A 25,538-nucleotide genomic window follows, 5' to 3' on the forward strand; every position below is an offset into this window, starting at 1 on the left:
TCTATTGAATAATAATACGGCAATCTTGCCACGATAATGAGCCTGTAAGCAAGTGGTGTTTCGACCTTTGGTGGCCGGAGCACCACTTGCTGTTTTATGCCAATAACGGGAACGATTTGGACCCTGTTTGTTTAATAACAAGGGCAGCGCGCCTGCGCCGCGCTACTCCGCCGATGCTTGCCAAAGAACAATCAGCGCAATCCGCAAAATCTGCGATTCATGACGACCAACGAAATCAAAGCCCTCATCTCCCTGCTCGACGACCCGGAAATCGCCCCCCAGATTCAGGGCGAAATTCAGGGTTTGGGCGAAGCCATTATTCCATTTCTGGAAGAATCCTGGGAAGAAACCCTCGACCCGCAGCAGCAAAGCCGCCTCGAAGACCTCATCCACCAGCTCCAGTTTGATGGCTTGCAGCAGCGCCTGCGCGTGTGGCGCGATGCCGGTGCCCAGGACCTGCTCGAAGGCATGTGGCTGCTCAACTCGTACCAGTACCCCGATGCTGACCTGCAAGCCCTTAACCGCGCCATTGAGCAGCTGCGCTTCGAGGCCTGGACGCTGCTGCGCCCCGAAATGCACCCCGCCGACCAGATGCAGGTGCTCAACCACGTCATTTTCCGCAATCATAAGTTCGCGGCCAATACCCAGCACTTCCACTCGCCGGCCAACTCCATGCTGCACCGGGTGCTCGAAACCAAGCGCGGTAACCCGCTGTCGCTCTGCGTTATCTACCTGCTGGTAGCCCAGCGCCTCGACCTGCCGGTGTTTGGCGTGAACTTACCTAACTTGTTTGTGCTGACGTACTTAGTAAAAAAGGACGACGACGACGAGGTGGTGCTGCCCTTTTACATCAACTGCTACAACCGGGGCGTCATCCTCTCCAAGGCCGACATTGAGCACTATGTGGGCCAGCTCGGCATCACCTCGCAGCCCGGTTTTTACGAGCCCTGCACGCACCTCGACATAGTGCGCCGCGCCATGCGCAACCTGCAAGTAGGTTTCGAAAAGCTCCAAGAACCCGCTAAGGCTGAAGAAGTTGCGCAGCTACTAGCCATTTTGCTGGAGCAAGACGAGCCGGGCGAAGAAGCGGAGGAAGAGTAGAAATTTAGGCTGAACTGAAAAAGACCGTCATGCTCAGCATGACGGTCTTCTTATTGCCTGTCACTCTTATAAAAACTACCGCTTAATCAAGCAGCCGGCGGCACGCTTATCGGCTACGCCGGCGGGGCGGCTGGCCAGCACGTTGTCGAGCACCTGCTGCAAGTAGTGCTGCTGCACGCCGCTGGCTACCTGGGGGTTATCGTCAATGGCACCGCGGTAGCGCACAGCAAAGCCCGAGCCAGCGGGCTGCAACACCACGGCCTCGGTGGTTTTGCTCACGCCGAGGGCCGCGCTGGCCGCGCCATCGTCGGTGAAGGTGGCTAGCGAGCCGCCGCTGCCCTCGGCCCCGTCGAGGTTGATGGGCACGTTGACGAACATGAACTGCACGCCTTTACCGCTGTACGCACTATTGAGGGCCGCCAGGCGCTCCTGGTAGAGGCGCGTGTAGGCGCAAGCGGGGTTCATAAATACCACTACCACTGCCTTTTGGCCATTGTAGGCGCTGAGCGAGGCGCTGCCGCCACCGGTTTTTTGCACCGTGAAGTCGCTCACGGTGCCTTGGGCGCGGGCCATGCGCACCGTGACGGTAGCTAGCAGTAGCGCGGTAGCCAGCACAATGGAGATTTTGCGAAAAGACATGACGGGGGTAGAAAGAGCCAAAGAGAAGATGCGGCGCGGGCCGCGGGCTAGACGTACGAAAAAACTAGTAGCAGTAAGTGAGCACGTAGCCCGCTGCCGGCCGAAGATAACAAATCTGGTGCCGGGAAATATGATTATTCAGCCACAGCTGGGCGGGTAAGGTGCCGGGCATTGCCCAGGGACCCGCCGGCAAGTCGAGCAGCAGGTTATCGCGGAAGATGATGCCGCGCTGCCCGGCCAGCTTATACAGCGTTTCCTTGGCGCTCCAGAGCAGGCTGTATAGCTCCTGGGGCGCAGTGTCGGGCGTAGTATCTGCTAAGGTAATATGCTCTAAAACAGCTAGTTCTTGTTCGTTTAGAAACTTGCGGGCAATGCGCTGAGCTTTATCGCGCACCACTTCCACGTCGATGCCCAGAGCCGTGCCGGGCGGGGCCAGCAGCGCCGCCACCCACTCGCCCGAGTGCGAGAGCGACACGGCCGGTTGCTTGAAACCAGTCAGAAAAGGCCGGCCGGTTTCGTCGTTGCGTAGCACCGCAAGCGGCCAGTCCGCTGGAACGATGCTGCTCAGCAACTGCTGCACCAGCACCCGGCCAGCCAGCCACTGCGCCTGGCGCGGGCCGTCGGCGCGGGCGGGCAGCAGCGGTGCGTAGGCGGGGGCATCGGCGAGCTGGGGCCAAAGGTCGGCCGGGGCTTCGGTGAGGTGCCACAGGCCCAGCAAAGGGCCACCGGGTAGGGGCGTGAGCGAGTGGAGCGGCATAAACTAAACGTGGGCGGCGAAGGTAGGGGGCGGCGCTTTGGCAGCATTCTGCCGACCTTTGGGGCCTTATGCTTGCTACCACGCCGCCGCCCCGCCCCACTGCTACCCGCCTCGGCACCCTGGCCGGGCACCGCGACGCGGTGTACGCGCTGGCCGGCCGGGCCGGTTCCGACCAGGTGTTTTCGGGCAGTGCCGACGGCATGGTGGTGGCCTGGGACGCCGCCCACCCCGAGGCCGATGGCAAGCTGCTGGCCCAGGTGGAGGGTTCGGTATATGCCCTGCTCGAATTACCGGCGCGCGGCCTGCTGCTGCTGGGGCACAATTTTCAGGGCGTGCAGGCGCTTGACTTACAGACCCGGACGCTGGCCTTTGCCACGGCGCTGCCGCCGGTGGCCATCTTCGAGATGGTATTTTCGGAAAGCCGCCAGCGCCTGTACTGTGCCTTGGGCGACGGCACGCTGGCGGTGCTGCGCGGCGACGATTTTCGGGTGGAGCACCTGCTGCGCCTCAGCGACAAAAGCCTGCGCTGCCTGGCCCTGCACGAAGGCCGGGGCGAGCTGGCCGTGGGCGCGTCAGACTGGAAAACCTACATCTTAGACCTCGACTCGCTGGCCGTCAAAACCACGCTCACGGAGGCTACCAATTCGGTTTTTACGCTCACCTACTCGCCCGATGGCCAGCACCTGCTGGCGGCCGGCCGCGATGCCCACCTGCGCCGCTACGCCGCCACCGACGGCTACCCGCTTTTCGACAGCGTGGTGGCCCATATGTACACCATTAATCACCTGGCTTTCAGCGCCGATGGCCGCTATCTGGCCAGCTGCTCGCTCGATAAAAGCATCAAGCTCTGGGACCCCGCCACCCTGGCCCTGCTGCGGGTGCTGGACAAGGCGCGGGCGGCCGGCCACGGCACGTCGGTGAATAAGCTGGTTTGGCCGGGCGCGCAGCATCGGCTAGTTTCGTGCAGCGATGACCGTAGCCTGGCCGTTTGGCAGATAAGTCCAGCTGTTAGCCAGTAGCTGCTAACTGTTAGCTTTCGGTCAAAATACAATTTTTGCGCAGGACTTTCGCTGAAGTCAGGCACTCGCTATTTTTATACTACAAAAAGCTAACGGCCAACAGCTAGCAGCTACCAGCTTAAGATAATGAAAATTACCGCCCTCGATATTCGGCAGAAAACGTTTGAAAAGTCCTTCCGGGGCGTGGATAAAGAAGAGGTGCAGGCCTTCCTCAACACGGTGTCGCAGCAGTGGGAGCGCCTGGGTGATGAGAACCGCGAGCTGCGCCTCAAGCTGGAGCACGCGCTACACGACGTGCAAAAAATGCGCGAAGTAGAGTCTTCGCTCTACCGCACCCTCAAAACGGCCGAGGACACCGGCAACTCCATCACCGAGCAGGCCCAGCGCGACGCCGACCTGCGCCGCCGTGAGGCCCAGCTCCTGGCCGAGCAAACCCTGTCGGAAGCCCGCCAGCGTGCCCGCACCATTGTGGACGAAGCCTACCAAACGGCCGAGAAAACCGTGGCCGACATGCAGAAGGAAGTAAGCGGCCTGGGTCAGGAATGTCAAAACCTTGAGCAGCAGCTCGATACCTTAGTGCGGGGCCTGCACCACCTGGCTTCCGATGCGCTAGAGAAAGTGGAGCGCGCCCGCACGCGCCCCAAAAACGGCCCCACGGCCATCCTTTCGCGGGCGGCGAGCGTACAGGTAAAGCGGCCGGCCGATGCGCCGGCCCCCGAACCTAGCCCCGCCCCCGATATGAACGTTACCACTGCTTCTTCCCGCGCCACGGCCGCCGCCGTTGCGCCCACGCCCGCTACCAGCGCTGACTTTAGCGGCCCCGCGGCCCGCGCTACGCAGCCCACGCCCGGCGGCGCGCCCACTGGCTACAACCCCAAGCCCGGCCAGCAGCCCGACCCCCGCAACCCCGACCAGGCGCCCGGCCCCGACATTGAGCGCCCCCAGGCCCCGCGCGAAAACCCCGGCATTGCGCCCGCCCCGCACATCGACCAGCCCGGCCCCGAAACGGTGCCCAACCCGCCCGCTCCCTACGTGGAGCCCACCCGCCCCGAGATTCAGCCCATCGGCCCGGACCGCCCCGAAATTCAGCAGCCCGAGCCCATGACGCACCCCGGCATGAACCCCGGCATGACTACCAAGCCGCAAGCTGAGACAGTAGGAGAGAAGTCGTTTTTTGACGAAATCTAGACCGCGGATTTATCGGATTCTTCGGATTAGTCGGATTTTGGTGACGTGATTCGGATTAAGATATTAGGAGGAGGGTTGCCCAGTAGGCAGCCCTTTTTTGTGCGCTTTGGGCGATGGCAGTCGGCGCATAGTTCGTCAGCTCAGCACCAGGTTTGTGTACGTAAGGAGGGCCGGCCGGCGGCCAACCCGTTACTTTTGCAACCCACTACGGCCCGCGTTCGTCACCAAAATCCGATAAATCCGACGAATCCGATAAATCCGCGGTTCAGATATGATGGGCCAGATTGCGCTTGAAGGACTCGAATTCTTTGCCTTCCACGGCTATTATGACGAGGAGCAGAAAATTGGCAATAAGTACGGCGTCGACCTGCACCTCAAAACCGACCTGCACGCCGCCGGGGCTTCCGACAAGCTGGCCGAAACCGTGAACTACGAGGTGCTCTACCGCCTGGTGCTGGCCGAAATGCAATTGCCGGCCCGCCTGCTGGAGCACCTGGCCCACCGCATCCTCGACCGTATCATGGGGGAGTTTCCGCAGGTGCGGCGGGCGCAGGTGAGCGTGTCGAAGTTCAACCCGCCGCTGGGCGGCATTTGCGACCGCGCGCGGGTAACGCTGGTGCGTAAGCGCAAGAAAACCAGCTAACTACTTAGCTATTGACCGGCGAAAAACTGGCCACCGTTTCGGGTGGTAGCTGGGTGAGGAGTAGCTGCTGAGCGCGCCGAAAATGCTGGGGCTGGTTATCCTTGATGAGTAGCTGAAATACCTCGTCGGCCTTGATGCGCTGCGGGTTGTAGTCGGCCAGCTGGGCGGCGGTGGTACTGCCTGAGAGCAGGCGCACAGCGTGCAGCGCATGGTTGCGCACGAGGTACTCCTTATTGGCCAGCAGGGCGAAAATGAGCGGCGGAATAGATGGGCCCAGCTGCGGTAGCGTGAAGTATTCGCGCAGCCCAATCACTAGGTCCATATATTGATGCTGCTTGGCGGGGTCAGCCAGCAAGTCGGCCACTACGGGCGGGTAAAAACCGGCGGGGTTTATCTGCGCGATGGCTTGCAGGGCGTAGTAGGTAGCAAAGCTTTGGCGCAGGCATTGATGCAGTAGGGGCAAGGCGTTGGCGTAGCGCAGGTAACCCAGGCCCAGCATGGCGCGGGCATCGGCCGTGCCGGCGCGCAGGCCGGCGAGCAATTCTTCGGCCGCTTGCTGCTGCTGGGCGGGCGTGAGCGCAGCCAGGCAAGTCAGGTCGGTTTGGTATTGGAAGCCGTCGTGCCAGGCCAAGTAGTTGTCAATGGGCCCAAAATAAGCTTGGCGGAAGGCGGCCAGCGAACCGTTGGGCGAATCCATAAAACAACAGGGTAAAAAATATAATTGCTGATTATCAGCTAGTTGTTGCATTATACGATTTATTTCGTACTTTGCAATTGCAACTACGAAGGTTGTCGTACAATCTTTGACCTACGAAATCATTCGTACGAAACTTTTTTGCCTCCTCCCATGCCTAAAGCGCCCCCTAAACCTACGGATTCTGAGCTGGAAATTTTGCATGTGCTTTGGCAGCATGGCCCCGCCACGGTGCGCACCGTGAACGACCAGCTCAGCCAGCACCGCGAAGTCGGCTATACTACGACCCTGAAAATCATGCAGCTGATGCTGGAAAAGGGCCTCGTGCAGCGCGACGATGAGGGCCGCAGCCACATTTACCGGGCGGCCGTGCGCGAGCAGGACACCCAGGGGCTGCTGCTCGACAAGTTTGTAGCTGCCACCTTCGGCGGCTCGGCTATGAAGCTGGTGATGCAGGCATTGGGCAACCGTAAAACCTCGCCCGATGAGCTGGCCCAGATTCGCCGCCTGCTCAATGACATTGAGATTCAGAATGCCACTCCCTCACCCTCTAAACCTAACGACAATGCTCCCGTTGCTTGAAGAAATGGTATCGCCCGCGCTGGTGCGGGGCGTGGGCTACGCGCTGCTGCACTCGTTGTGGCAGGGCGGGGTGCTGGCGCTGTTGCTGGCGGGCGTGCTGCCGCTGCTGCGCCGCCACCGGGCCGAAGTGCGCTACGCCGTGTCGGCCGCCGCGCTGGGCACGCTGGTGCTGGCGGCGGGGCTCACGTTTGGCTTTTATTACCAGACAACCCCGGCTGTTTCGGCAGTTGAAAACCACGCCATGGCTGCGCCAAAAGCGAATGCTGGGCTGGTCGCAAAAACCACCTCTATAAACTCCGCGTCCGCCACGATAATAGCGCCGTCCGCTGCTCAGGCTGCCGTGGCTGCGCCTGTTACCGTAGCCGCGCCGTTGGTTTGGCTGCGCGCAACTAGCCGAATAATAGAAGCTTACCTGCCCCTGGTGGTGGTAGCCTGGCTGCTGGGCCTGTTGCTGATGAGCGGCCGGCTGGCGGGTGGCTTGCTCTACGCGGGCCGGCTGCGCCGGGCGGGTACCCAGGCGCTGGGTGCCGAGTGGCAGCAGCGCCTGGCGGCGCTGGCCGCCCGTGCGGGCCTGCGCCGGCCGGTGGCGCTGCTAGAGTCGGCCCGGGTGGCGGGGCCGCTGGTGCTGGGGCACTTACGGCCAGTGATTTTGCTGCCGCTAGGCGCGGTGGCTGGCCTGAACCCAAGCTTGCTGGAGGCGCTGCTGGCGCATGAGCTGGCCCACATCGTGCGCCGCGACTACCTGCTCAACCTGGGCCTGGCCGTGGCCGAGGTGCTGTTTTTCTACCACCCCGCCGTGTGGTTTATGGCCCATTGCCTGCGCGCCGAGCGCGAAAACTGCTGCGACGACCAGGCCGCGGCCCTCTGTGGCGGCGACCGCCTGCGGGTGGCCCGCGCCCTAGCGGCCCTGGCCGAGCTGGAAACCACGTATGCTCCCACGCCCCGCCTAGCCTTGGCCGCGGCGGGCCCCGGCGGCCGTGGCTCGCTGCTGGCGCGGGTGCGCCGGCTGGCGCTGGGCCGGCCCGAATCGCCTACTATGAGCGAGCGCTTGTTGGCGGGTTCGCTCACGCTGCTCGGCCTGCTGGGTTTGAGCACGGGCGTGGTACTGGCCGCCAGCCCCCTGCCGCAGCAAGGCACTCGCCCGGCCGCGGCCGCCGACACTACCCGCCGCCAAGTGGCAGCCGTGCCAGCAGTGCCGCCCGTGGCCGAAACATCACGCCAAGTAGAGCGAATCGTGCGTGCAGAAGTACTTACTGGTGAGCAACTAAGCATGGCGCGCCCGCGCCCTCCGCGCCGGGGGCCGGCCAGCACGGTAGTTATTGAAAAGGATAAAAAAGGCCGCGTGGTGAACCTGACTGTCAATGGCGAGCGCGTCGAAACCAGCACCGGCAAGAAAGCCAAGCGGTCCAAAGCCGTGCGCACCGTTGAAGTAGTGCGGGTGCCCGACCAAACTATGAGCTTCGAGCGGCCGGAAAAACCCGAGCGTACCGAACGCCCCGAGCGCCCCGGTAACTCGTCGTTTAGCTTCGGCTTCTCGACTACTGTGGTGGAGGATGAGGCGCTGCGCGCCGCCCGCCAGGGCTTGGCCGAAGCTCTCCGCAGCCCCGACCTGACCGCCGAGCAACGCCAGGAAATGGAAAAAGAGTTGCGTAAGCTGGAGGAGCAGCGTATCAGCACACGCACCTTCGGCAACGGCAGTGCGTTTCGCGAGTTTCACTTCAATGTGAAGGGCGCCGCCACGGCCCACCGCCCTAACGACCCGCGCTTTTACATCAAAAACAACCGTTTGAAAATCTATAAGTCGAGCCCTGACAAGGCTGACCGTGATGCCATGCAAGCCGACCGCGATGCCGCCCAGGCCGACCGCGACGCCGCCCGGGCCGACCGCGATGCCGCCCAAGCCGACCAAGAAAACAGCCGCGCCGAGCTGACCAGCCGCCGCGCCGAGCTGCGCGCCCGCATAGTGGCCGATGCCGCCGAACTGCGGGCGTTGGAGCAGGAAACTGGCCGCTCGGGCGTGCCCGCATCGCCCCGCGCCCCGCGGGCACCCCGCGCGCCCTTCGCGCCGCAAGGCCCGGTGTCGCCGCAGGTGCCGCCCGCGCCCCCGGCCCCGCCCGCACCCAAAACCGAAAAGCTGCGCGCCGCCCTGCGCCAGGATGGCCTGCTTGATAAGGACGAGCGCAGCTTTTCCTTTCAGCTAAATGACAAGGGTGGGCGCGTGAATGGCAAGGCCCTCACGCCGGCCCAGGTAGCGCGCTATCGCCAGTTGCTGGACCAGCCCGCCAGTGGCAAGGGCAAGTCGTCGAGCTTCAATATTAACATCAGCGAGAATTAAGTATTTGTAAATGAGTTGAATAACGAGCGGGTCGGCCGGCTGAGAACCAGCGTGCCGACCCGCTTTTTTGTGCCCGGCGTGGTCGGCGGCGGGCTTTTTACAAACTATTTTTCCCCCCGCTGTAACGTATGGACACGCTGCCGGTACTCCCTGTAAATCCCGCTACCCCTGACCTTTTACCCACTGCCCGGATGCCCGCCGTCTCCGCCCTTACGTTCAGCGACGAAGCCCTGATGGCCCAGGTGCAAGCCGGCGACCTCGACCAGCTAACCGGGCTGTTTGAGCGCTACCAGAGGCCACTGTTTGGCTTCCTGGCCCGCCTGGCCAATGGCGACCGGGAGGTGGCCCAAGACCTGACCCAGAACGTGTTTGTGCGGGTGCTACGCTACCGCGCCAGCTTCCAGCCGGGCCAGGCGTTTCGGGCCTGGGTCTACCAGCTGGCCCGCCACGTGTGGGCCGACCACTACCAGCGCCAGCGCCCCACCGCCGACCTGGAAGAAGTGGAAAAAACCGCTTCCCACGGCCGCGCCGCCCAGGCCCAGCGCGCCGACAAAGACCAAAATGAAGCCCTGCACGAAGCCCTGGCCCTGCTGCCCGCCGCCCAGCGCGAGGTGCTGGTGCTGCACCGCTTCGAGGGCTTCGACTACGCCGAAATAGGCGAGCAGCTCGGCTGCACCGCCGGCGCCGCCCGCGTAAAAGCCCACCGCGCGCTCGACGCACTGCGCAAGATTTACCTGAGTTAACCTATTGATATAAAATACTTTATAAATCATAACTTCTGCTTCTAACCTACCAATGAGCCACGCTAGCGATTCCCACCTTATTGACCCCACCTGCGCCGCGCTGCGGCCCTGGCTGCCCGAGCTGGCCGATGGCCAGCCGCTGCCGCCCGAGGCCGCCCACTTGGCGGCGCACCTGCCCGCTTGCCCCGCCTGCCAGGCCGAGCTAGCCGAGCTGCGCCTGCTTTTCAGCGACCTCGACGCGCTGCCGGCTGAGGTGCCCCCGCTGGCGCTGCGCGATAATTTTCTGGCCATGCTGGAAGAGGAAAAGGCGAAGCTGGCCGCGGCTTCGCCTACCGGCTTGACGGCCGCCCGCGGTGGCCAGCCACTGGCGGCTCCTGCTCAGGAGCAACTAGTTGTTAATCAAAAAAATAGCAATCATCAACAGTGGCTGCGCGTGGCGGCCAGCGTGGCGCTGGTAGCCATCGGCGCGATGCTGGGTTTGCTGCTGCGCGGCGGCCAGCCGGCCACCCAACTGGCGCAAACCGCGCCGGAGGCGGGCCCCACGCTGTCGGCGCAGCTGGCGGCGGCGCGGCAGCTGCCGGCCACGGCCAGCCAGCGCTTGCAGCTGGTGAGCCAGGCCCCGGCCGCCGTGGTGGAGCCCAACGACCCGGCCGTGCTCACGCTCATTCACACCCTCGACACCGACCCCAACCCCAACGTGCGGCTGGCCGCCTGCGAGGCCCTGTTTCGGCTGCGCGCCGACCCCCGCGTGGGCCCGGCGCTGGTGGAGGCCCTGCCCCTGCAAACCGACCCCAACGTGCAGATTACCCTCATCGAAACCCTGGTGACGCTGCGCGAAAAGCGCGCCGTGCCCGGCCTCGAAGAACTGGCCAAGAAGCGCGATGCCTTGCCCGCCGTGCGCCAGCAGGCCGAAAGCGGCCTGGGCCAACTGATTTAATTACCCCAAATCGAGTACCAAGCGGCGTGGCACGCCGCCTCTGGAAAATCCCACCGCGAAGGTTTCGGCAGCGGGTGGGGGAGTGCTGTGCCACAGCGCTTTGCAGGCTGCCTTAGTTTTTCTTTCGCTCTTATTTTATCATGAAAAAGTTTGCTTTACTTCCGCTGCTGGCCTGCGCGCTGGCCCTGCCGGCGACGCTGCGCGCCCAGGAGTTTAAAATGAAATTCAACAGCCCCACCAACCGCAAAGTGGTGCTCGACATGCGCGGCAGCGACGTGACGGTGGAAGGCTACGACGGCGACGAGCTGCTGATAAAGGGCACGGGCGGCTACGAGGCCCCGCCGGCCCTGGCCATGGGCCTGCGCCCCGTGTACAGCGGCGGCACCGACAACACCCGCCTGGGTTTATCCGTGACGCCGGCCGGCGACAACACCATCCGCATTGGCAAGGCGGGGCGCCACGAGGGGCACTACACAGTGCGCCTGCCGCGCCTCACCGACGTGTCGTTTGCCCAGGGCGGCTGGGGCGGCTCCGACGACCTGACGATGCGCGACCTGGCCGGGCGCATCGAAATCAGCCTGCAATCGGGCGATTTACGGCTGCTGAACGTGAGCGGCCCCATTGTGGCCAACACCATCAGCGGCGACATTCAGGTGAAGTTTAGCGCCACGCCGACCCAGCCCAGCGCCATCTCGTCAGTGAGCGGCGACGTGGACGTGAGCCTGCCCGCCAGCGCCAAGCTGAGCCTCTCGATGCGCTCGATTTCGGGCGAAATCTACACCGACTTCGACCTCAACCTGGGCGGCGGCAACGGCCTCAAGCACGTGGGCGGCCAAACCGTGGAGGGCCGCGCCAACGGCGGCGGCACCACCTTCTCGCTGAAGACGATAAGTGGCGACATTTTTGTGCGCAAAACCAAGTAAATCAGTAAATTAACTGTTAATTCGTCAATTTAACGCCCTTTTTTATGAACCGCTTTTTACTCGCCGCCGGGCTGCTGCTCGGTAGCTGCGCCCCCGTCCTGGCCCAGCGCCTGGTATCGCAAACTGCCACGCTGACCGCCGGCCAGGCGGTGGTGCTGGACCTGAAATTTGCCCAAACCATCCGGGTGCGGCCGGGCACCGGGCTGAGCGTGCAAGCCAAGGTGAGCATCAACAACAACCAGCAAAACGACGCCTACAGCCTGGTGCTGGACAAAGCTGGCGACGAGCTACGGGTGGAAGAAAAGCTGGATGATAACCTGCTGCGCCAGAGCCAGTTCACGGGCGACTGCGACGGCGGCCACTTCAACAGCAGCTCGCAGGGCGTGAACGTGAACCGGCCCGGCAACCGCCCCGCTACTCGGGATGCGGGCCGCCACGGGTACGGCTACTGCGCCCGCATCGACTACGAGGTGACGCTGCCCGCCGGCACCGACCTGCGCATCAAAACCATAACTGGCGACCTGGACCTGAGCGCCTTGCGCGGCACCATCTCCGTGAACACGGTGAGCGGCAATATCTTACTGAGCGCGCTGGCTGGCCCCGTTACGGCGCGCAGCGTGAGCGGCGACGTGAAGCTGCAACAATCCGGCGCCGCGCCAGTGCGCGCCGCCAGCGTGAGCGGCAACGTGGACGCGAGCTGGCCCGCCGGCCAAAGTGCCGACCTGAGCCTGCACACTGTGAGCGGTGAGGTGTACGCCGACCCGGCCGTGACCTTCAGCAACCTCAAGGAAAAAAGCTACGTGGGCTACGAGCTGCACGGCAGCTACGGCCCCGGCGGCGGCCCGCTGGTGAAACTGGAGTCGGTGAGCGGCGACGTGTTTTTCCGCAAGCAGCAGTAGGATGTAGCGCGAAGCTCTGCTTCGTGCGCGAGCGCAGCGAGCAGCTCGCGTTTGGGTCATTCGGGTCGTCCGGCCCCGCCTGCTCGCTGCGCTCGCGCACGAAGCAGAGCTTCGCGCTACTAAAAATACCTGGTGCATCAGACAACGGCCGCGCTAATGTGCGTGTCTATGGCCCTGCTGCACTCTTACTCACCCATCCCTCATGTTTTCCTTACTAGCCAAGCAGTGGCCCGTTGGCCTGCTGCTGTGCTGTCTTTCCCTGATTGGGCTGGCCCCGGCCGCGGCCCAAAAAAGCCTGCCTGGCGCGCCTGCCGCCACGGCCGCGCCGCGCCGCCAGCTGGCCGCCCAGCGCACGGCCGCGCCCCTCAAACTTGATGGCCTGCTCGACGAAGCTGCCTGGGTCACGGCCCCGGTCACAGGCCAGTTTACGGAGCAGCGGCCGCGGCCGGGCCGCCCCGAGCGCCTGCCCACCGAGGTGCGCGTACTCTACGACGATGCCGCTATGTACGTAGGAGCCAAGATGATAGAGGCCAGTGCCGATAGCATTCGGCACGAGCTGACCCAGCGCGACGACGCGGGCAACACCGACTTTTTTGCCATTTTTATCGACCCCTACCGCGACCACCTCAACGGCTACGGCTTCATTGTGCTGAGCACGGGCGTGCAGATGGACAGCCGCTACTCGCCCGCCAACGGCGAGGACTTTGCCTGGAACGCCGTGTGGGAAAGCCACGTGGCCCCCCTGCCCGGCGGCAAGGGCTGGAGCGTGGAGCTGCGCATTCCGTACTCGGCGCTGCGCTTTGCAGCGGCCGACGTGCAAACCTGGGGCGTCAACTTTATGCGCCAGCGCAAAAAGGACAACCAGCAGCTGTTTTGGAACGAGGTGAAGCCCGCCGTGGATGGCTTCGTAAACCAGTGGGGCGAGGTCACCGACCTGCGCGACCTGCACCCGCCGCTACGCCTCTCGCTCACGCCCTACGTGAGCAGCTACGTCAACCACTACCCCTACAACGAGCAGGGCAAGCAGAACACCAGCACCAGCTTCAACGCCGGGGCCGATATAAAGTGGGGCATCAACGAGAGCTTTACCCTGGATGCCACGCTAATCCCGGACTTTGGCCAGACTATCAGTGATAACCAGGTACTTAACCTGTCGCCGTTTGAGGTGCAATACCAGGAAAACCGGGCGTTTTTCACCGAAGGCACCGAGCTATTCAACAAAGGCGGCTTGTTCTACTCGCGGCGGGTGGGGGCGCAGCCGTTGGGCTTTGGCGACGCGGCCGGGCAGCTGGCGCCGGGCGAAGCGTTGTACCACAACCCCGGCGTGACGCGGCTCATCAACGCCACCAAGGTGTCGGGCCGCACTAGCAAGGGGCTGGGCGTGGGCGTGTTCAATGCCGTGTCGGCGGCCAGCTACGCCACCCTGCGCGATAGCGTGGGCGGCCGCGAGCGCGAACTGATGACCCAGCCGCTCACCAACTACAACATTGTGGTGCTCGACCAGAGCCTGCCCCACAACTCGTACGTGTCGCTCATCAACACCAACGTGACGCGCGCCGGCACGGCCTACGATGCCAACGTGACGGCCGGCCTGTTTCGCTTTGCCGATAAGAAAAACGAGTACGCCCTCAAAGGCCAGCTCAACTACTCGCAGCGCCGCGGCCAGAACATGTTTTCCGAAACGCCGGTGAGCGACCGCAACGGCTACAAATACTACCTCAACTACGGCAAAATATCGGGCAACTGGACTTGGAACGTGGACCACGGCATCGAGTCGGACACCTACAACCCCAACGACCTCGGCATCCTGTTTGGCAACAACAACGTGAGCCAGTCGGCCACCGTCAACTACAACAAGTACCAGCAGTTTTGGAAGGTCAATAACCTGTATACCACGCTGGGCGCGTACCAGTCGCTGCTATTCAAGCCGCTGCTCTACCAGGATGCGGGGCTCTACGGTAGCCTCAATACCACGTTCACCAAGAGCTTCTTATCCACGGGCTTTAACGTCAATATCGACCTCGCCAAGCACGACTATTACGAGCCGCGCACCGCGCCGCTGGGCGGCTACTACGTGCTAGTGCCCACCAGCTACAACCTGGGCTACTACGCCTCGTCGGACTACCGCAAGAAGCTGGCTTACGACGTGAACGCCGGCATCCGGCTCTACGAGCACGACAGCCGCTTCGAGCGCCCGCGCCGCGCCGGCTACGGCCTCACGCTGAGCCCCCGCTACCGCGTGAGCGATAAGCTGAACTTTCGCTACACGTTTGATTATAACCTGAAAGTGAACCAGATAGGCTACGTCAACGACGGCCTCGACCCCAGTGTGCCCATCGACCAGCTCTATGGCTTCATCCTGGGGCCCGACCCGCTGCTGGGCCGCCGCAACGTGTCCACGTTCACCAACACTGTGAACGCTAACTATACGTTTACCAACAAGTTATCGCTAACCGTGCGGGTGCGGCACTACGTGAGCACGGTGCACTACTACGACTTTGCCCGCCTGCACCCCGGCGGCCCCGAAGAGAACCTGCCCGGCTACCAGCGCAACCACGACAACAGCTTCAGCGCCTTCAACGTGGATGCCGCCCTGGTGTGGTGGTTTGCGCCCGGCTCGCAGGTGAGCCTGGTGTATAAGGATGCCACCGCCAGCTACCTGCAAGGCAATGAAGCCACCCCGCTTTATTTCGACAACCTAACCAACGTGGCCAACACGCCGCACAATAATAACGTGTCCATCAAGGTGTTGTATTACCTGGACTACCTGAATATCCGCCGCCGCAAAGCCTAAGGCCGGCTACCCGGCTTTCCTGGCCAAAAGCCGCTACGCTGAAAAGCTGGCCGCCTGGTAGGAGGGAGGCCGGGGCGCTACGCAGTACCGCGCACCCAGCGGGCGGCCCCGGCCAGCGCCAAACTCAAGCCGGCCGCCGGCAATAGCGCCATCTGGGGCAGGTGGTGCTGCCCCGCCGCCCCGCCCAGCGCCCCGGCCAAAAACGCCAGCCACAGCGTAACGGGCCACAGCCAGTCGTGGGCCGGGGCCGCGCCGCTGAGCCAGTCGGCCAGCCCTGCGCCGAAGCGCACGAGCGTGCCCGTCACGAACGTGAGGCTGACCTTCACGCGGCCCACTTGGTGCACGCTGGCATTGAGCACGCCCATGGCCAGCACGAGGCTGGCAATGGTGGTAGTGGGGATGGTGGTGGCCAGTACCAGTAGGTTAGCTATCATAATTAAAATCAGGATGTTGCCCCACTGGCCGGCCCAGCGGTGCAATAGGCTGCCCGCTACTACGCCCGTCACAAACAGCGCCACCACGCCGGCCAGCTCGCTGGCCTTGGCCGCGTCTTCGTGGGCCACGGCCACGCCCAGCGAGGTGGTGTTGCCGCTCATAAACGACACGAATAGCCCCGTAAACCGCAGGTAGCCCACGGCATCGACGTAGCCGGCCAGCGCCACCAGCGCCAGCGTGAAACTAAGTGCCCCCAGGGGCGCGGCGGGCGGAGCAGGAGAAGCAGTGGCCATAGCTAAAACGCGCCGCGCCCGCGCTGCCGCTGGCAACGTTGCCGACAACGATTGCGCAAAGAAAAGCCCGCCGCCGCGCGCATTCGCTAGGTTAATGGGGCGTATTTGCGGCGTTCTGCTTCTTCCCACCCTTTTTGATTCTGAGTTTATGCTGCTAGGTTTTGGGTTGCGCCACGGGTTTTTACTCGCCACCATGGCCACCGGCTGGGCCCTGCGCCTGGGCGCACCGGCCGCCCCCGCGCCGCTGTTGGCCTACCCTGGCGCCGAGGGCGCCGGGCGCTTCACCACCGGCGGGCGCGGCACGACCGCGCTGCCCACCACGGTGCTGGAAGTAACTAATTTACTGGATGATAACCAGCCCGGTAGCCTGCGCTACGCCGTGCAGCTGAATGCCAAAAAGGCCCCGGCGCGCACCATCGTGTTTCGGGTAGCGGGCACCATTCACCTGCTTTCGCCGCTCACCATCAACAAGGCCAACACCACCATTGCGGGCCAAACGGCCCCCGGCGGCGGCATTTGCCTGGCCGATTTCCCGGTGCAGGTGCACGCTAATAACGTGGTAGTGCGCTTCGTGCGCTTTCGGATGGGCGATAAAAACCAGAACAAGGGCCAGGTAGATGGCGCGGGCGGCGACGATGCCTTCGGCGGCAACCGCAACCACCAGCTCGTCATCGACCACTGCTCGATGAGCTGGAGCACCGACGAGGCCTTTTCGGTGTACGAGGGCGACAGCACCACCCTCAGCTGGAATCTCATTGGCCCGCCGCTCAACTACTCGTACCACTTCGAAACCGGCGACAAGGACTACGAGCACCACGGCTACGGCGGCATCTGGGGCGGGCAGCACGCCAGCATGCACCACAACCTGTTTGTGCACTGCAACAGCCGCACGCCGCGCTTCAATGGCAGCCGCTACACCCACCCGGCGGGCTTTGAAAACTGCGACTTCCGCAACAACGTTATCTACGACTGGGGCGAGAATAACGTGTACGCCGGCGAAGGCGGTAACTACAACATTGTCAACAACTACTACAAGCCGGGCCCCAGCACCAAGCCCGCCGTGCGCGCCCGCCTGCTGAATCCCTACAAGCTCACCAAGGGCAGCAACCCGCTGCCCTACGGCAAGTTTTACCTCGCTGGCAACTACCAGGAAGCCAGCGCCGACGTAACCGCCCACAACTGGCGCGGCGTGGACATGGACGGCGGCACCCGCGCCGACACCATCCTCTCCAAAGTCACCGCGCCCTTCGACTTGGGCCCCGTGGCCACCCAGCCCGCCCCGGAAGCCTACAACCTGGTGCTGGCCAGCGCCGGCGCCAGCCGCCCCCTGCGCGACACCCTCGACCAACGTATGGTGCGCGAGGTGCGCACCCGCACCGGCCGGATTATCGACGTGCAGGGCGGCTACCCCCACGGCACGCCCTACGAGGTGTCGCAGAAAGCCTGGCCGGTGCTAAAAGCCGAGCCCGCCCCCGCTGATACCGACCACGACGGTATGCCCGATGCCTGGGAAACCGCCCACCAGCTCAACCCCAAAGACGCCGCTGACCGCAGTAAAACCGGGGCCGGCGGCTACCCCATGCTGGAAGTGTACCTGGCCGAGCTGGCGGGGAAGTAGGCCCACCCCTTATCCCTGAGCGGTTAGGTTCTAATCATCGCCCTCCGCGTTAACCCCACCCCCTAGCCCCCTCCCCTCCGGGAGAGGGGGAACTAGCAGTAGCGCTAAAATGCTGGTGATTAGGTTTTATGACTATATCTAATTCCCCTCTCCCGGAGGGGAGGGGGTTAGGGGGTGGGGTGCACGTGGAGGGCGATGACTAACTCCCAGGGTCAGCGAGCTGCCTACCCCTCCTGCCACAACCCGTGAAAACCCAGCGGAATATTGTGCGGCAGCCGCAGGCGGGCCAGGGTGCGCAGGTCGGCGGCATCGGCCACGAGCAGGTCGGTGGTGCTGGTGGTGGCATCGAAGCGCAGGTAGGCGAGGTAGCCGTCGTCTTCGGCCTGGCTGTTGGCGCGGGGCACCACTACGGGCTCGCTGCACAGGGTGGCGGGCGCGTGGGCGTGGCGCACTGCGCCGGTGTGCACGTCGAGCTTGAGGAGGTGGTCGAGCAGGGGTTGGGGCGAGCTGGCGGGCCGCCCGATGGTCCAGGTGTAGCGGTAGGGCTGGCCCAGGTGGGCGGGGTGAATCTCGGGTAGCTCGCCCTCGCAGTCGGCCAGCGATTGCCGGGTTACGGTGCCCGCTGCCAGGTTGAGCCGGAAGCGCACAAACCGCGCCTGCGGCTGGTCATCGGGCAGGTTGCCAGCTAGATACGCCTTAATGCTGGCCGAGTCGGGGTAGTTGCCGAGCAGCAGCGCATCGACCACCAGCTTGCCATCGGCGGGGTCCTGGTAGCCATTCACAAAGTGGAAAGCGAAGCCAAACTCGGTGTGTAGCCGGTGCACCGTGCCATCGGGGGCCACCACCACCACCTGGGTCGGCTGGCTGGCATCGACCTTGATGGAGGCCGCCGGCGAAGTCAGCCCCGCGAAGGCCCGAAACACATCAAACGCCACCGGCGTGAGGAAAAAAATCTGGTGCCCGCTGGCCGTCAGCACAAAGTCGTGGGCAAAGTGGGCGTCGGTCAACGGCAGCACGTGGGCCACCCGCGCCACGCCGGCGGGGCTCACCTCATACAGCACCAGCCGGTGCTTGGCACCCGCCACGGTGCCAAAGTTGTGGAGCACGCCCGTGGTGGGGTGCACCTTAGGATGGGCCGAAAACGGCATTTCGGGCGTGATGCGCCGGTCGAGCCAGCCAAACGGGTTGCGCAGCACCCCGCCGTAGTCAAAGCGCCCCAGCGTGGCCAGCGAGTCGGGGGCCAGGGCGTGGGGCAGGCCGCCTTCCCACAGCGCCAGCAGGTGGCCGCCGTGCTCCACCAGGCTGGTATTGGCGGTGTTTTTAAACTGTGTTTTGCCAAAATTGGCCCGCAGCCCGCCGGGCAGGTTGGTGCCAAAGCTGCGGTAGAGCATCTTATCGGCCGCCTCCTCGGCCACAAACTCGTCGGTGCGCACGTAGCGGTTGCGGTACGTTACGCGCTGGCCATCAAAGCGAAAGCGCGCCACCATGCCATCACCGTCGAAGAGGTGGTCGTAGAGCACGCCGTGCTGCTCGAAGTGGCCGTTGCCGTTGCGCAGCAGCGTGCCCATGAGGTCGGGCGGCAGGGCGCCTTCCACCAATTCTAGGGCCACGTCGTCGTATTCGGGCGTGCGGCGGCGGTTGCCTTCCAGGTACGTGAGCAGGGTAGGGTAGTGGCGAACGGGCATGGGCGCGGTAGGGCAAGGTGCGCGCAGCTAACGCGCGCCGGCCGCAATAAGTGACAGGCGCGCCCGTACTTCGCGCCATGCAGCTTCTCTCCGTCAACGTCGCCCAGCCGCAAGACCTGCTGTGGCAGGGCAAAACCGTGCGCACCAGCATTTTTAAGCAACCCATAGCCGGCCCGGTAGCGGTGCTGGCCGAGCACCTGGCCGGCGACGGCCAGGCCGACCTGCGCGTGCACGGCGGACCCGACAAAGCGGTGTATGCCTATCCGCAGGAGCACTGGGACTACTGGCGGCAGCTGCTGCCCGCCGCCCAGCTCGTGCCCGGTGCCTTCGGCGAAAACCTAACCACGCGGGGCATGCTCGAAACGGTGGTGCGCGTGGGCGACTGCTTCCAGCTGGGCACGGCCGTGCTGATGGCTGTGCAGCCCCGCCGGCCCTGCTTCAAATTGGGTATTCGCCTGGCACGGCCGGGCATCGTGCGCGAATTTGAGCTGGCGCGCCGTAGCGGCATCTATTTTCGGGTGCATGAGCCGGGGATTATTCAGGCTGGCGATGCCATTACCCTGGTGCAGGCCTCGCCCTACATAGCTACCATTCAAGACATGGTGGATTGCCTCGCGCCCGGTCCGCACGACCTGGAGAAGGTGCGGGCGCTGTTGGCAATGCCCTATTTATCAAGCTCCTGGCGCGAGCGCCTGACCGCTTTGCTCACTCAGGCTACTACGCCCGACCAGTAGCCGGGCTGGGCAGTTGGGGTAGCTAATGGGTGGCACGCCAAGGACTGGCGATGGATAAGCCGCAAGGGGGGCGGCTTGCTAGCCCCGGGGCGTAAACATTAGCGCGGCGGAAGGGCTTTGATTTCAAACGTTTACCCTGCGCCCGGCCCGAATAACGGCGCGGCGTGGTCCCTGGCAACCCGTGCCAGGGCGACAAAACAACTGGCCATCGGTGGGCCCCAACACAAATCAGCATGACCAACCTTGTCAGTATTGCGCAACTTGTCGTCGCCCTCGCGGTCATCTACGTGTGGGTATTCCGCTTCGATAATATCGTGCTGGAATTCAGGCAATATGGCCTGAGCGACCAAACCCGCACGCTGGTGGGGGCCACCAAAATCGCCCTGGCCACCCTGCTGATTGCCGGCATCTGGTACCCGGCCCTGGTGCTGGTACCGGCCCTGCTGATGGGCGCCCTGATGCTGGCCGCGCAGTATTTTCACCACAAGGTGCGCAACCCGCTCGTCAAGCGCGCGCCTTCCTTCATCTTGCTGGTACTGTGCGCGTTCATCGCCTACGCTGCCCTGCACCCCGCCGCCTGATGTACCTGTTCACCGCCCTGGTTTTGGTTTCGAGCCTGTCCTTTTTGGGCTACGGCATTGCCTATTTCGTGTCGCCCAACATGAAAAACGAGTTCAAGCGGTTTGGGCTGGGCAAGCTGGGGCTGGTGGCCATCATCTTCGAGCTGCTCGGGGCCGTGGGGCTGCTGGTGGGCCTGAGAAGCTACCCCATCCTGCTGATTTCTTCCGGTGGCCTGGCTCTGTTGATGTTCCTCGGGGTAGTCTACCGCATTAAGCTGAAAGACAGCCTGCTGGTGTCACTGCCCGCCCTGTTTTTTATGCTCCTGAACGCCGGCATCTTCGCCTGGGCGCTGTAAAGCTTGGAGTTTGGGGCCCGGTTGGCCCGGATTGAATAAAGCGCGGCTTTTATTACATAAAATACTGTGCATTAGTATTTTATGTAATAAAAGCCGCCTTTATTTGCTGCGTAAGAAGCAGCTGAACTACCGCGAGGCTAAGGCCGCAGCCAATGCTGGTTGGTAGCAGACCCACCGAGCTATCTAGAAAAGTGGCCGGCGCAACAAGGCTATGCGCCCAGGGTAGCGCGTACCAGGCTTAGCCCGATGCAGTGTTTCCCCCAAAAGATGCCGCCGACTGTGGTAAAATCGGTCCCACTGGCTACCCTGTGCGGGAAATCTATTTGGCAGAGTTGAAAGAGAATTACGATTAAGCTAGTTGTTGGTTTCCAGGGTTTTATCAATTACCCACGGAATAGTTGTTTCAAACTCAACCTGTACCAGACCATTCTTATCCTCAAAATAAGTCAGCGCGCTGCCTTCAGCGAAGCCGATAGAAAAATTATCGGTAACACTAGTCAGGTTAATCGTGTGGCCCCCGTTTGGCAAAGGTTCCCGGTAGTCGGGGCCCGCCAGTACCCGTCCTTTGAAGTGAAACCAGCCAGCTATATGGTGCAGCCCGTTAGGCAATTGCTCGTATGTGAAAATTTCCACTTCCTTGCGGTAGTCAATCCCCAAGTCAGCCAGCAGAAGGGTGATTTCGGCCGGAAAAACGCGGTCGCGGTAAGCAACATAATTCTTGCAGTCGTTGCATACGCAGGTATCGGACCCGCTACCAGTGACGGCGGCGTAGGTTTGCTGGGTCAGATAATGGTCAAATTCAAAAGCCCAGCTCCGGTAGTGTAATGTTGAAGTAGCCATATAATGAATGCAAGCTGCAATCGGATTGATATTCGTAGGGAGGGTTACAAAGCTCACGCTACTGCCCCAGCAACTGCCCCGCCGCCGCCCACGGCGTGAGCTGCCCAGCCGCCACAGCGGCCCGCACGCCCGGCAGCGCGCTCTGCACGCCTGCCCGCCCGTAAAATTGCGCCTCCAGGGCCTGGCGCACAGCCTCGTCGAGCCACTGGAGCTGCTGCTGGGCGCGGCGCTGCTGCCAATAGCCGCTGGCCTGGGTTTGGGCGGCGTAGGCTTCGATAAGCTGCCAGGCTTCGGGCAGGCCCGCGCCGCTCACGGCCGAGCAGGTGCGCACGGGCACCGCCCAGCCCGAGGCGGCGGGCGGGAACAGGTGCAGCGCGCCCTCGTAGTCGCGGGCGGCGCGGCGGGCGGCTTGCTCGTTGCCGGCATCGGCTTTGGTAATAAGCAGAGCATCAGCCATTTCCATGATACCGCGCTTCACGCCTTGCAGCTCGTCGCCGGCCCCGGCCAGCATGAGGAGCAGAAAGAAATCGACCAGGCCGTGCACTGCCACTTCGCTCTGGCCCACGCCCACGGTTTCGACGAAGATGACGTCGTAGCCGGCCGCCTCGCACAGCAGCAGGGCCTCGCGGGTGGCGCGGGCCACGCCGCCCAGGCTGCCGCTGGCCGGCGAAGGCCGAATGAACGCCCGCGGGTGCAGCGTGAGCTGGGGCATCCGGGTTTTATCGCCCAAAATGCTGCCGCCGCCGCGCGGCGAGCTGGGGTCCACGGCCAGCACGGCCAGCTTTTTGCCCAGCTTCTCCACCAAATACAAACCCAGCGCCTCAATAAACGTGCTTTTGCCCACGCCCGGCACGCCCGTGATGCCTAGTCGCAGCGCGCCGCCGGTGCGGGGCAGCACCGCTTGCAGCACTTCTTGCGCTAGTGCCTGGTGCGCGGGCAACGTGCTTTCTACCAGGGTAATGGCGCGGGCCAGGGTGCCGCGCTGGCCCGCGGCGAGGCCCTGGGCATAGTCGGCGGCGGAGAGAACGGGAGTCGGCACGGCCGCAAAATACGCACCCGGTGCGTGGCGCACCCCGGCGGGCCGGTGGCAGGCAGGCGCGCCGGCCAAGTGAGCGAGGCGGCGTACTCAGTCATTTTATTAGATGAATGACAGATTAAATTGACTCATTGGCCGAATGCCAGGGCCTGCCCGCCGTCCGGTGGCCGTAATTTTGTGGGCAGTACGCCCGCGTTTCCGGCGTTGCCCTCTCCTATGAAAACCCGACTTGCCTGGCTGCCCGCCGCCTTGGGGCTGCTGGCCACCGTGCCCGCGCTGGCCCAAAATGAACTGAGCAACTTTTCGGCCACCGGCCGCGGCGGCGTGGTCAACACGTTTGCCCTCGACTACCAGGCGCTGGGCATCAACCCCGCCAACCTGGGCCGGCAGGGCACCAGCCTTATTTCCTTCACAGTGGGGGAGGTGGGCGCGGGCGTGGGCTCGCAGTCGCTGACCAATAGCCAGTTCAAAAAGCTGCTATTTCACGCCAACGACGCGCTTTCGGCCGCCGAGCGGACCTCGCTGGTAGCTAACCTCAACAGCCAGAACGCGCTCAATATCAACGCCGATGCCACCGCTTTTGGCTTGGCTGTGACCCTGCCGCCGGGCCTGGGCGGCCTGGCCGTATCGGTGCGCCAGCGCCTGAGTGGCCACGTGGCCCTCAACCAAAACAGCGCCGACATCATCGTGAACGGCCAGCAGGCGGCCATTGTGCAGCAGTATTACGACTTTGCGGGCAACCCGCGCGGTGGCACGCCGCCGCTGCTCTCGGCCGCGCTCGACGGCACGCAGTTGCAACTGGCGCTTACCAACGAGTTCAATATCGGCTACGGCGTGGAAGTACTTGATATACCGGGCGTTATTAGGCTAACGGCCGGGGTGGGCTACCGCTACATCCAGGGTATTGGGGTGGCCGATGTGCGCATTGGCGGGGGCAGCCTCTCGGCGTACTCGTCGCTCTCGCCGGTGTTCGATATTAATTATGGTAGCCTGGCCAGTAGTCCGTCATTTAACTATCAGAGCGGCAGTAAGTTGCAACCCGTAGGCCACGGCAATGGCTTCGACCTGGGCCTGGCGGCCGAGGTGGGCAAGGTTATCCGCCTGGGCGCGTCGGTTACCGACCTGGGCTCCATGACCTGGACCGGCAACGTGGTGACGGCTACCGACCAGAGCCTGACTTTCCCGCAGTACAGCGGCCTCGCGACCTACGACGTGGTGCAGAATATCGTGAACCAATTCGGAGCCAGCGGCAAAACGCTTTTTACCTACCAAACTGCCCAGAAGCGCCGCGCCGACCTGCCCACCAAGCTGCGCCTGGGCGGCGGTGTGCGCATCTCCGAGCTGTTTGAGGCCGGCCTCGACGTAACGGTGCCGCTCAACAAAGTGGCTGGTAACCTGCCCACTACGTTCATCGGCGCGGGCCTCGACTTCAAGCCCGTGCGCTGGGTGCGCCTGAGCACCGGCGTGAGCGGCGGCGCGGGCTACAAGCTAAGCGTGCCGCTGGGTGTCACCTTCGTAACGCCCGTGTGGGAGGCCGGTATTAGCACCCGCAGCGTGGCGGGCTACTTCGCTGACAACAACCCGTATGCCTCGGTAGCCCTTGGTTTTCTGCGCTTTAAGATTGGCAAAAGCTAGCTAATACTCTGCATACTCCTCTGCCCAATGGGCATAAGAAAGGAGCCCTGGCGTAGCAACTTGCTACGCCAGGGCTCCTTTCTTATGCGTAGCATTTACTTCACGTCCACCACTTCTACATCGAAGGTGATAACCGCGTTGGCCGGAATGGAGCCCGAGCCCGAAGCTCCGTAGGCTAGCGCCGAGGGGATGAGCAGCGTGGCCTTTTCGCCCTTACGCATCAGGCTAATGCCTTCGTCGAAGCCGGGAATTACTTGCTTGGGCATGGCCCCCACCACGAAGGTGAAGGGCGCATTGTTGCGCTGCGACGTAGCATCGAACACCGTACCGTTCAGTAACTTACCGGTATAAAGTACCGAAATGGTTTTGCCGGCGGCGGCGGGCACGCCAGTGGGGTTGCTAACGGTGGGCACGAAATAAAGGCCCGAAGCCTGCTTCTGGGCCGTAGTGATGTTGTTCTTAGCTAGGTAGCGGGTAATGAGGTTGTCGTCGGGGATGGCGAAGCTCGTGTTGATGTCCGTCAGCTCTACCTCGAAGCGGATAACGGCGTTGGCCGGAATGGCGGGCGGCGAGCCGCTTGTGCCGTAAGCCAGCCCCGAGGGAATGAGGAACACGGCCTTGTCGCCCTTGTGCATCAACGAGATGCCTTCTTCCAGGCCCGGAATTATCCGGTTGACGCCCAAAATGAAGCTCAGCGGCGTGTTGTCGCGCTGCGACGTGGCGTCGAACACCGTGCCGTTGAGCAGCTGGCCGGTGTAGAGGATGGATACCACCTGGTTGGCCGTGGGCTTGGCCGCGCTGGCGTTGGTTGTTACCGGGATGTAGTAGAGGCCCGACGTCTGCTTCTGCGCGGTAGTTATCGCGTTGTCAGACAAGTACTTCTTAATGGCGGCATCGTCTACGGCCGTGTAGTCGGTCGTCGTTTCGTCATCCTTTTTGCAAGCCGTGGTAAGTAGGCTCGCCGTTAGCAACCACAAGAGCACCGTGGGCAAGCGGTGCATTTTCCCCCAAAAAAATGATTTCATAGATTGGTTTTTGTGCAAAAATAACCCCGCCGCCCCACACCTAAGAGCTGGACCTAGTAATAAAGGT

The 25,538-nt window shown here is 63.2% G+C and carries 24 protein-coding genes; 16 read left to right on the forward strand and 8 right to left on the reverse strand.

From position 1 onward, the window contains the following. Window positions 1-219: 219 nt before the first annotated feature. A complete protein-coding gene (locus ACYVGC_RS06715) occupies window positions 220-1,101 on the forward strand; it encodes a transglutaminase-like domain-containing protein (RefSeq protein WP_460583040.1) in 882 nt (293 codons plus the stop codon). Window positions 1,102-1,176: 75 nt separating this feature from the next. Here the strand turns inward: ACYVGC_RS06715 and ACYVGC_RS06720 are convergent, their stop codons facing one another. Both ACYVGC_RS06720 and ACYVGC_RS06725 read right to left on the reverse strand, forming a co-directional pair. Beyond that, window positions 1,177-1,740: a thioredoxin domain-containing protein gene (locus tag ACYVGC_RS06720; RefSeq protein ID WP_460583041.1), complete on the reverse strand. Its 564-nt coding sequence runs from the start codon at window positions 1,738-1,740 to the stop codon at window positions 1,177-1,179. A gap of 64 nt (window positions 1,741-1,804) precedes the next feature. Next, window positions 1,805-2,497, reverse strand: a complete 693-nt coding sequence (locus ACYVGC_RS06725) for a 4'-phosphopantetheinyl transferase family protein (protein WP_460583042.1) — start codon at window positions 2,495-2,497, stop codon at window positions 1,805-1,807. Between the two features lie 68 nt (window positions 2,498-2,565). Between ACYVGC_RS06725 and ACYVGC_RS06730 the strand changes: the two genes are divergently transcribed. The 3 genes from ACYVGC_RS06730 (at window position 2,566) to folB (ending at window position 5,347) form a co-directional block, all read left to right on the forward strand. Next, a complete protein-coding gene (locus ACYVGC_RS06730; protein WP_460583043.1) occupies window positions 2,566-3,516 on the forward strand; it encodes a WD40 repeat domain-containing protein in 951 nt (316 codons plus the stop codon). A gap of 126 nt (window positions 3,517-3,642) precedes the next feature. Then, a complete protein-coding gene (locus tag ACYVGC_RS06735) occupies window positions 3,643-4,704 on the forward strand; it encodes a DivIVA domain-containing protein (protein WP_460583044.1) in 1,062 nt (353 codons plus the stop codon). Window positions 4,705-4,978: 274 nt separating this feature from the next. Next, a complete protein-coding gene (gene folB, locus ACYVGC_RS06740) occupies window positions 4,979-5,347 on the forward strand; it encodes a dihydroneopterin aldolase (RefSeq protein WP_460583413.1) in 369 nt (122 codons plus the stop codon). A gap of 4 nt (window positions 5,348-5,351) precedes the next feature. On the opposite strand, the gene ACYVGC_RS06745 is transcribed toward folB, so the two are convergent. Beyond that, a complete protein-coding gene (locus ACYVGC_RS06745) occupies window positions 5,352-6,044 on the reverse strand; it encodes a hypothetical protein (RefSeq protein WP_460583045.1) in 693 nt (230 codons plus the stop codon). A 150-nt stretch (window positions 6,045-6,194) separates the two neighbouring features. On the opposite strand from ACYVGC_RS06745, the gene ACYVGC_RS06750 reads away from it, so the two are divergent. From ACYVGC_RS06750 to ACYVGC_RS06780, 7 genes are all read left to right on the forward strand, one after another. After that, a complete protein-coding gene (locus ACYVGC_RS06750; protein ID WP_460583046.1) occupies window positions 6,195-6,623 on the forward strand; it encodes a BlaI/MecI/CopY family transcriptional regulator in 429 nt (142 codons plus the stop codon). Beyond that, window positions 6,607-8,958, forward strand: a complete 2,352-nt coding sequence (locus tag ACYVGC_RS06755) for a M56 family metallopeptidase (RefSeq protein ID WP_460583047.1) — start codon at window positions 6,607-6,609, stop codon at window positions 8,956-8,958. The genes ACYVGC_RS06750 and ACYVGC_RS06755 overlap by 17 nt, the downstream gene beginning before the upstream one ends. 191 nt (window positions 8,959-9,149) lie before the next feature. Beyond that, complete coding sequence (locus ACYVGC_RS06760) at window positions 9,150-9,701, forward strand: RNA polymerase sigma factor (RefSeq protein WP_460583048.1); 552 nt, start codon at window positions 9,150-9,152, stop codon at window positions 9,699-9,701. 52 nt (window positions 9,702-9,753) lie between these two features. After that, window positions 9,754-10,638 (forward strand): HEAT repeat domain-containing protein, encoded by an 885-nt coding sequence (locus ACYVGC_RS06765; RefSeq protein ID WP_460583049.1) that lies wholly within the window; start codon window positions 9,754-9,756, stop codon window positions 10,636-10,638. A gap of 140 nt (window positions 10,639-10,778) precedes the next feature. Then, complete coding sequence (locus ACYVGC_RS06770; protein WP_460583050.1) at window positions 10,779-11,561, forward strand: DUF4097 family beta strand repeat-containing protein; 783 nt, start codon at window positions 10,779-10,781, stop codon at window positions 11,559-11,561. A 44-nt stretch (window positions 11,562-11,605) separates the two neighbouring features. Further along, a complete protein-coding gene (locus ACYVGC_RS06775) occupies window positions 11,606-12,460 on the forward strand; it encodes a DUF4097 family beta strand repeat-containing protein (protein ID WP_460583051.1) in 855 nt (284 codons plus the stop codon). A 202-nt stretch (window positions 12,461-12,662) separates the two neighbouring features. Next, on the forward strand, window positions 12,663-15,254 hold the full coding sequence (locus ACYVGC_RS06780) for a DUF5916 domain-containing protein (protein WP_460583052.1): 2,592 nt from the start codon (window positions 12,663-12,665) through the stop codon (window positions 15,252-15,254). A gap of 77 nt (window positions 15,255-15,331) precedes the next feature. On the opposite strand, the gene ACYVGC_RS06785 is transcribed toward ACYVGC_RS06780, so the two are convergent. Beyond that, window positions 15,332-15,982, reverse strand: coding sequence for a YoaK family protein (locus ACYVGC_RS06785; RefSeq protein WP_460583053.1), 651 nt, complete (start codon window positions 15,980-15,982; stop codon window positions 15,332-15,334). A gap of 148 nt (window positions 15,983-16,130) precedes the next feature. On the opposite strand from ACYVGC_RS06785, the gene ACYVGC_RS06790 reads away from it, so the two are divergent. Further along, entirely contained in the window at window positions 16,131-17,600 is a 1,470-nt protein-coding gene (locus ACYVGC_RS06790) for a pectate lyase family protein (protein ID WP_460583054.1), read from the forward strand. 224 nt (window positions 17,601-17,824) lie between these two features. On the opposite strand, the gene ACYVGC_RS06795 is transcribed toward ACYVGC_RS06790, so the two are convergent. Beyond that, window positions 17,825-19,285 carry a carotenoid oxygenase family protein gene (locus tag ACYVGC_RS06795; RefSeq protein ID WP_460583055.1) on the reverse strand — a complete coding sequence of 487 codons (1,461 nt, stop codon included), beginning with the start codon at window positions 19,283-19,285 and terminating at the stop codon, window positions 17,825-17,827. A 77-nt stretch (window positions 19,286-19,362) separates the two neighbouring features. On the opposite strand from ACYVGC_RS06795, the gene ACYVGC_RS06800 reads away from it, so the two are divergent. From ACYVGC_RS06800 to ACYVGC_RS06810, 3 genes are all read left to right on the forward strand, one after another. Next, entirely contained in the window at window positions 19,363-20,019 is a 657-nt protein-coding gene (locus ACYVGC_RS06800) for an MOSC domain-containing protein (RefSeq protein ID WP_460583056.1), read from the forward strand. Between the two features lie 233 nt (window positions 20,020-20,252). Beyond that, a complete protein-coding gene (locus ACYVGC_RS06805) occupies window positions 20,253-20,600 on the forward strand; it encodes a DoxX family protein (protein ID WP_460583057.1) in 348 nt (115 codons plus the stop codon). Then, the gene (locus ACYVGC_RS06810; protein ID WP_460583058.1) at window positions 20,600-20,935 is read left to right on the forward strand and encodes a DoxX family protein; all 336 of its coding nucleotides are present in this window, start codon (window positions 20,600-20,602) and stop codon (window positions 20,933-20,935) included. The genes ACYVGC_RS06805 and ACYVGC_RS06810 overlap by 1 nt, the downstream gene beginning before the upstream one ends. Window positions 20,936-21,289: 354 nt before the next feature. On the opposite strand, the gene ACYVGC_RS06815 is transcribed toward ACYVGC_RS06810, so the two are convergent. Then, the gene (locus ACYVGC_RS06815; protein WP_460583059.1) at window positions 21,290-21,775 is read right to left on the reverse strand and encodes a hypothetical protein; all 486 of its coding nucleotides are present in this window, start codon (window positions 21,773-21,775) and stop codon (window positions 21,290-21,292) included. A gap of 58 nt (window positions 21,776-21,833) precedes the next feature. Beyond that, on the reverse strand, window positions 21,834-22,814 hold the full coding sequence (gene meaB, locus ACYVGC_RS06820) for a methylmalonyl Co-A mutase-associated GTPase MeaB (RefSeq protein WP_460583060.1): 981 nt from the start codon (window positions 22,812-22,814) through the stop codon (window positions 21,834-21,836). A gap of 213 nt (window positions 22,815-23,027) precedes the next feature. Between meaB and ACYVGC_RS06825 the strand changes: the two genes are divergently transcribed. Continuing rightward, the gene (locus ACYVGC_RS06825) at window positions 23,028-24,446 is read left to right on the forward strand and encodes a DUF5723 family protein (protein WP_460583061.1); all 1,419 of its coding nucleotides are present in this window, start codon (window positions 23,028-23,030) and stop codon (window positions 24,444-24,446) included. A gap of 95 nt (window positions 24,447-24,541) precedes the next feature. Here the strand turns inward: ACYVGC_RS06825 and ACYVGC_RS06830 are convergent, their stop codons facing one another. Further along, window positions 24,542-25,447, reverse strand: coding sequence for an FKBP-type peptidyl-prolyl cis-trans isomerase (locus tag ACYVGC_RS06830; protein ID WP_460583062.1), 906 nt, complete (start codon window positions 25,445-25,447; stop codon window positions 24,542-24,544). Window positions 25,448-25,538 lie beyond the last annotated feature (91 nt).

Source organism: Hymenobacter arcticus, assembly GCF_054779975.1.

Bases quoted from the DNA above. Each gene is read 5' to 3' on its own strand.
- ACYVGC_RS06715 (WP_460583040.1), top strand. From the start codon at position 220: ATGACGACCAACGAAATCAAAGCCCTCATCTCCCTGCTCGACGACCCG.
- ACYVGC_RS06720 (WP_460583041.1), bottom strand. From the start codon at position 1,740: ATGTCTTTTCGCAAAATCTCCATTGTGCTGGCTACCGCGCTACTGCTA.
- ACYVGC_RS06725 (WP_460583042.1), bottom strand. From the start codon at position 2,497: ATGCCGCTCCACTCGCTCACGCCCCTACCCGGTGGCCCTTTGCTGGGC.
- ACYVGC_RS06730 (WP_460583043.1), top strand. From the start codon at position 2,566: ATGCTTGCTACCACGCCGCCGCCCCGCCCCACTGCTACCCGCCTCGGC.
- ACYVGC_RS06735 (WP_460583044.1), top strand. From the start codon at position 3,643: ATGAAAATTACCGCCCTCGATATTCGGCAGAAAACGTTTGAAAAGTCC.
- folB (WP_460583413.1), top strand. From the start codon at position 4,979: ATGGGCCAGATTGCGCTTGAAGGACTCGAATTCTTTGCCTTCCACGGC.
- ACYVGC_RS06745 (WP_460583045.1), bottom strand. From the start codon at position 6,044: ATGGATTCGCCCAACGGTTCGCTGGCCGCCTTCCGCCAAGCTTATTTT.
- ACYVGC_RS06750 (WP_460583046.1), top strand. From the start codon at position 6,195: ATGCCTAAAGCGCCCCCTAAACCTACGGATTCTGAGCTGGAAATTTTG.
- ACYVGC_RS06755 (WP_460583047.1), top strand. From the start codon at position 6,607: ATGCTCCCGTTGCTTGAAGAAATGGTATCGCCCGCGCTGGTGCGGGGC.
- ACYVGC_RS06760 (WP_460583048.1), top strand. From the start codon at position 9,150: ATGCCCGCCGTCTCCGCCCTTACGTTCAGCGACGAAGCCCTGATGGCC.
- ACYVGC_RS06765 (WP_460583049.1), top strand. From the start codon at position 9,754: ATGAGCCACGCTAGCGATTCCCACCTTATTGACCCCACCTGCGCCGCG.
- ACYVGC_RS06770 (WP_460583050.1), top strand. From the start codon at position 10,779: ATGAAAAAGTTTGCTTTACTTCCGCTGCTGGCCTGCGCGCTGGCCCTG.
- ACYVGC_RS06775 (WP_460583051.1), top strand. From the start codon at position 11,606: ATGAACCGCTTTTTACTCGCCGCCGGGCTGCTGCTCGGTAGCTGCGCC.
- ACYVGC_RS06780 (WP_460583052.1), top strand. From the start codon at position 12,663: ATGTTTTCCTTACTAGCCAAGCAGTGGCCCGTTGGCCTGCTGCTGTGC.
- ACYVGC_RS06785 (WP_460583053.1), bottom strand. From the start codon at position 15,982: ATGGCCACTGCTTCTCCTGCTCCGCCCGCCGCGCCCCTGGGGGCACTT.
- ACYVGC_RS06790 (WP_460583054.1), top strand. From the start codon at position 16,131: ATGCTGCTAGGTTTTGGGTTGCGCCACGGGTTTTTACTCGCCACCATG.
- ACYVGC_RS06795 (WP_460583055.1), bottom strand. From the start codon at position 19,285: ATGCCCGTTCGCCACTACCCTACCCTGCTCACGTACCTGGAAGGCAAC.
- ACYVGC_RS06800 (WP_460583056.1), top strand. From the start codon at position 19,363: ATGCAGCTTCTCTCCGTCAACGTCGCCCAGCCGCAAGACCTGCTGTGG.
- ACYVGC_RS06805 (WP_460583057.1), top strand. From the start codon at position 20,253: ATGACCAACCTTGTCAGTATTGCGCAACTTGTCGTCGCCCTCGCGGTC.
- ACYVGC_RS06810 (WP_460583058.1), top strand. From the start codon at position 20,600: ATGTACCTGTTCACCGCCCTGGTTTTGGTTTCGAGCCTGTCCTTTTTG.
- ACYVGC_RS06815 (WP_460583059.1), bottom strand. From the start codon at position 21,775: ATGGCTACTTCAACATTACACTACCGGAGCTGGGCTTTTGAATTTGAC.
- ACYVGC_RS06825 (WP_460583061.1), top strand. From the start codon at position 23,028: ATGAAAACCCGACTTGCCTGGCTGCCCGCCGCCTTGGGGCTGCTGGCC.
- ACYVGC_RS06830 (WP_460583062.1), bottom strand. From the start codon at position 25,447: ATGCACCGCTTGCCCACGGTGCTCTTGTGGTTGCTAACGGCGAGCCTA.